Origin of the sequence: Streptomyces sp. (genome assembly GCF_050698815.1) — a bacterium.
Classification (GTDB): domain Bacteria; phylum Actinomycetota; class Actinomycetes; order Streptomycetales; family Streptomycetaceae; genus Streptomyces.
The window spans coordinates 1-3,159 of sequence record NZ_JBOHCV010000398.1 but is presented as its reverse complement, the minus strand read 5'-3'; the positions used below and the strand labels follow the sequence as shown (position 1 = coordinate 3,159).

Below are 3,159 nucleotides of genomic sequence, written 5' to 3'. Positions count from 1 at the left end.
GGGCTGGTCCGGCTGCTGCTGGCCGCCGCCGCCGCCGCCGCCGCGGGCTGGGGCGTTGCCCGGCTCGTGCCCGAACCGCTGGCCGCCGCCGCGGTCTGCGGCGTGATCGTGCTCGTCGTCTTCGCGTTCGCGGCCCATCTCCTGCGGGCCCCGGAAGTACCCGTGCTGTTCGCCATCCTCAAACGAAGGCTCGCCCATGCCCACTGACTCGCGTACCCGGATCCCCACGCTGCCCCTCCCCCAGCACCGGCCCCGGCGCTCCGTGCCCGCACCCGCCGCAGCGCGCACGCCCGTCCCCGCACCCGCCGCCGCACCCGTGAGCACGAAGCGCAGGCGGCCGCCCTGGGTGCTGATGTACCACTCGGTCTCCAGCTGCACCGACGATCCGTACCGGATCACCGTCGCCCCGTACCGGCTGGACCGGCAGCTCCGGTGGCTGTGCGACCGCGGCCTGACGGGCGTGAGCGTCGGCGAGCTGCTGCGTGCCCGCGCCGCCGGGCGCGGCGCCGGACTCGTCGGGCTGACCTTCGACGACGGCTACGCCGACTTCGTCGACACCGCCCTGCCGCTGCTGCGCCGGCACGGCTGCACCGCGACCGTCTTCGTGCTGCCCGGCAGGCTGGGCGGCGACAACGCCTGGGACGAACAGGGCCCGCGCAAGCCGCTGCTGAGCGCGGACGGCATCCGCACGGCGGCGGCCGAGGGGATGGAGGTCGGCTCGCACGGCCTGCTGCACACGGACCTGACCACCGCCGACGACGCCACTCTGGAACGGGAGACCAGGCACAGCCGCACCCTGCTCGCCGACATCACCGGCACCGCGCCCGAGGGCTTCTGCTACCCGTACGGAACGATCGACACCCGCGCCGTCGACGCCGTACGCGCCGCCGGGTACGGCTACGCCTGCGCCATCGACCCCGGCGCCCTCACGGGCGTACACGCCCTGCCCCGGGTGCACATCGACGCGTCCGACACCTCCCTGCGGCTGTCCGTGAAACGGGTGCTGCACCCGCTGCGCCGCAAGCCGCTGCCCGGCGGCGCACGATGAAGGTGCTGCACATCATCACCGGGCTGGGAGTGGGCGGCGCGGAGCAGCAGCTGCGCCTGCTGCTCCGCCAGCTCCCGGTGCGCTGCGACGTCATCACCCTCACCGCGCCCGGCACCGTGGCCGCGGGCATCCGGGCCGACGGCACCCGGGTCACCCACGTGGGCATGACCGGCAACCTCGATCTGACGGTCATGCCGCTGCTGGTCCACCTGATCCGCGAAGGCGGCTACGACGTCGTCCACACCCACCTGTACCGCGCCTGCCTGTACGGCCGGATCGCCGCCCGGCTGGCGGGCGTACGCACGATCGTCGCCACCGAACACTCCCTCGGCGAGGACACCATCGAGGGCCGCCCCCTCACCCTGGGCGTCCGCGCGCTCTACCTGGCCGCCGAACGGCTCGGCTGCGCCACGGTGGCCGTGTCGAACACCGTCGCGCAGCGGCTGCGGCGCTGGGGCGTACGCGCGCGACGGCTGCACATCGTGCCCAACGGCATCGACGCCCGCCGCTTCCGCTTCGACCCCGCCGCGCGCACCGCCGCCCGTGCCCGGCTGGGGATTCCGGCCGACGCCTTCGTGGCGGGCGGCGTGGGAAGACTGGTGCCGGGCAAGCACTTCGAGACGCTCGTGCAGGCCGTGGCCCAACTGCCCGACGCGCGGCTGCTGCTGGCGGGCGACGGACCGGAGCGGGAGGCGCTGGCGGCGACGGCGGACACGCTCGGCGCGCTCGACCGCGTCCATTTCCTGGGCGAGTGCGACGGGGTCGTCGCACCGGCGGGGGGCGACGGGCTGGAGATCCCGGACGTGCTGGCCGCCATGGACGTCTTCGTGTCGCCGTCCGCCGAGGAGTCCTTCGGACTGGCGATGCTCGAAGCACTCGCCGCCGGACTGCCGGTCCTGTACGTCACCTGTCCCGCCATCGACGACCTGCCGCCCGCGGAAGCGCCGGGCGCCCGCCGGATCAGCACCAGCGCGGCCGAACTCGCCGTCGTGCTGCGCGAGTACCGCGACGCGGGGGCCGCCCGGCTGCCCGTACCGCCCGTCGTGGACCACTACGACATCGCCCGCAGCGCCGAGCGGCTGCTGGCCGTCTACCACGCGGTGACCGGCACGACACCGCTGCCCGCACCCGCCCCGACCGCCGTCTCCGTGCCGGTTTCCGCACCTGCCACGGACCCGGCCCCCGCACCGGAACCTCAGCCCATCCCCCTGGCAACCCCCTGACAACGAAATGAGTTCTGTCATGCCCAAGGCCGCACAGGGAGCAGCCAAGTCCCGGACCGCGCGCACCACCCGACCGGCGCGCGGCAGCGATGCCGCTACCACCAGCACACCGCGCACCAACGTCACCGGCACCTTCGCCGGCACGGGCTCACGCACCGGTTCCGCCGCCGGTACGAAGCCGCCCGCCACGAAGCCGCCGTCCCCGACACCGCCGTCGACCGGCAGCGCCGGAAGCACCGGCACCGCCGCCAAAACCGCCGACACCGATGACAAGGCCCCCTCCACGACCGCCCGCACCACCCGCACCCCCGCCCCGAGCGCGTTCCGCCGCCCGGCGGAATGGCTGCGCCGGGCGCCCGGCTGGTGGCCGGTGCCGCTGTGCCTCGTCCTGGGCAGCGTCGGCGGTGCGGTCTACGCCGCCGTGGCGGCGCCCCAGTACGTCGCCACCAGCTACGTGATCGTCTCCCCGCGCGGGCAGGCGGACACCGGCTCCGCGCTCGGCTACGCGCAGGCGTACGGACGGATCGCCACCGACCCCATGATCCTCGCCGACGCCGAATCCGAGGCCCGTCTGAAGCGCGGCACCCTCAAGTCCGCCATCCAGGCCAGCACCTCGCCCGACGCGCCGCTGGTCCAGATCACCGGCACCTCGGAACGGCCCGGGCAGGCGGCGGAGTACGCCGACGCCGTCGCACGGGCCCTGTCGCACACGGCCAAGGATTCGGTGAAGCGGACCGGTGCCGGGCTGTCGGTCCTCGCCGATTCCGCGGCACCGGCGGACCCCGTCACGCCCTCCTTCCCCGTCGCCGTCGCCGTGGGCGGCTGCGCGGGCGGACTGCTCGGCGGGCTCGTGCTGCTCGCCCGTCCGCGCCGCCGCCGGCCGGGCAC

General features: G+C 75.1%; 3 protein-coding genes and 1 pseudogene. All 4 read left to right on the top strand.

All coding sequences use genetic code 11. The features are described 5' to 3' along the window. Positions 1-207 (top strand): annotated as a pseudogene (locus ACRDP3_RS14590) (virulence factor MviN); the annotation flags it as partial. 145 nt (positions 208-352) lie between these two features. Beyond that, positions 353-1,048, top strand: a complete 696-nt coding sequence (locus ACRDP3_RS14585) for a polysaccharide deacetylase family protein (RefSeq protein ID WP_431517357.1) — start codon at positions 353-355, stop codon at positions 1,046-1,048. Beyond that, on the top strand, positions 1,045-2,271 hold the full coding sequence (locus ACRDP3_RS14580; RefSeq protein WP_431517356.1) for a glycosyltransferase: 1,227 nt from the start codon (positions 1,045-1,047) through the stop codon (positions 2,269-2,271). Before ACRDP3_RS14585 ends, ACRDP3_RS14580 begins: the two co-directional genes overlap by 4 nt. Positions 2,272-2,290: 19 nt before the next feature. Further along, a partial coding sequence (locus ACRDP3_RS14575; RefSeq protein WP_431517355.1) for a hypothetical protein occupies positions 2,291-3,159 on the top strand: 869 nt, incomplete at its 3' end.